This window comes from Pectinatus brassicae (assembly GCF_014201835.1).
GTDB lineage: Bacteria > Bacillota > Negativicutes > Selenomonadales > Selenomonadaceae > Pectinatus > Pectinatus brassicae.
Genome location: NZ_JACHFH010000075.1, coordinates 1 through 1,837, shown reverse-complemented (window position 1 = coordinate 1,837; position 1,837 = coordinate 1). Strand labels below are relative to the sequence as shown.

3 protein-coding genes and 1 pseudogene are annotated in these 1,837 nt (G+C 34.9%); 3 read left to right on the top strand and 1 reads right to left on the bottom strand.

The features are described from left to right. The 3 genes and pseudogenes from HNR32_RS13660 to HNR32_RS13650 all read left to right on the top strand — a co-directional run. Positions 1-234: pseudogene (locus HNR32_RS13660) on the top strand (ISAs1 family transposase); the annotation flags it as partial. Positions 235-311: 77 nt separating this feature from the next. Beyond that, positions 312-605, top strand: coding sequence for a recombinase family protein (locus tag HNR32_RS13655; RefSeq protein WP_183863600.1), 294 nt, complete (start codon positions 312-314; stop codon positions 603-605). Positions 606-665: 60 nt separating this feature from the next. Continuing rightward, complete coding sequence (locus HNR32_RS13650) at positions 666-1,640, top strand: recombinase family protein (protein ID WP_183863598.1); 975 nt, start codon at positions 666-668, stop codon at positions 1,638-1,640. Here the strand turns inward: HNR32_RS13650 and HNR32_RS13645 are convergent. Further along, positions 1,624-1,837: transposase (locus tag HNR32_RS13645; RefSeq protein WP_183863596.1), on the bottom strand; the 214-nt coding region annotated here is incomplete at its 5' end. The genes HNR32_RS13650 and HNR32_RS13645 overlap by 17 nt on opposite strands.

The window sequence follows — 1,837 nt, the reverse complement described above, 5'->3', positions numbered from 1 at the left end:
CGTAGCCATTGGATGGTAGAAAGTTACCATTGGCATTTGGATGTAACATTCCGTGAAGATGGCAATCACACAATAGATAAGGCAGCTGCATACAACTTGAATATAATTAAAAAACTGGCAATTAACACGCTTAAATTACTTGATGTTGGACGCAAGAATGTTAGTCTTAAATCAAAACGCTATATGATCAGCTTAAGTACTGAAAAATATATCGAAAAAATTATGCAGATTTAAGTTCAATTAAAAAATTTATTATTTGCCATTTATTTGTTTGAATTTAATTTCATGCGTTTGTCGTGCTGTATTTTTTTATGCAAAAAGCAGTTATTTATGCTAGATATTCTAGTGAAAAACAGAACGAACAATCTATTGAGGGGCAGCTACACGAATGTCAGGAATTTGCTAAAACTCGTGATATTGTCATCGTCAAAACATATATTGACCGAGCATTATCCGCTAAGACAGATGACAGACCTCAATTTCGTGAAATGATAAAGGACAGTGTTACCGGCGTATTTGACAGTATTATTGTTTATAAAGGTGATAGATTTGCCCGTAACCGGATAGTGCTATATATAAGCACAGACTGCGCAAAAACGGCATAAAGATTATTTTATGCAAAGGAAAACATTCCTGATGGTCCAGAGGGCATTATATTAGAATCTATGCTTGAAGGTTTTGCCGAATATTATTCCGCAGATTTATCGCAAAAAGTAAAACGTGGCATAAAAGAAAATGTCCGTAAAGGGTTGTCCTTTGGTGGTTCTTGTCCTTATGGCTACACTATTGTAAACAAGCGTTATACAATCAATGAAATACAACGCCCGTATGTTATAAAAATATTTCAGGACTATGCAGCCGGCCGCAGACAAATAGATATTTTTAATGATTTAAATACTGCTCCTGATTTTGCCGGTAAGGGTGTAAAATGGAATAAATCATCTTTAAATCGCATGCTCACTAATAAAAAATACATTGGTATATATGAAACGCAGGGTTTAACTGTTGCAGATGCTATTCCCGCTATTATTGATGAGGAGTTGTTTAATAAAGTGCAAAGCAAATTAATTGTAAATAAACATCGTCCTGGGCACGGTAAAGCAAAAGTTAGTTATTCTTTATCTGGCAAATTGTTTTGTGGTAATTGTGGTAAAGCTGTTACCGGCACAACAGGTACCAGTAAAACTGGTTTACGGTATCATTATTATAAGTGTAAAACAAAAGGCTGCGGCAAACGTAATAGAAAGGATGCACTTGAAAAGCTTATTGTTGATGCTACTACAAATTATGTTCTTGTCCCTGATAATTTTGATGATATAGCCCATCGCTGTATAGAAATATATAAAAAAGAGCAAAACACTGATAATATGCTTGAATCATTAGAAAAACAAATGAATAGTATCACTAACAAAATCAATAATATTATGAAAGCTATTGAAGCCGGCATTATTACCGAAACGACTAAGGAACGTCTTACACAATTAGAGCAAGACAGGCTAAACGTTGATATGGAAATAATAAGTATCCACCCGCATAGCGGGTGGTTTTTCTTTTTCGGGCATAGCCCTTTTTCACTGGCTGCGCATAAATGCGCTTTTTATTGGCCTGCCAGCCATGCAACTTTTATTTGCTACCCGTAAACGGGTCTCTTGGATCAAACAAACTTAATTGGTCTGCTTCCTTATCTCGTTTTAGCTGATTTGCTATATATTCTGTTATGGCTTTTGTGTCTTTTCCAACTGTATCTACATAATATCCTTTGCACCAAAATTCGCGATTTCTATACGCAAATTTCATATTCCCAAACTTTTGAAATATCATTAAGCTACTTTTCCCT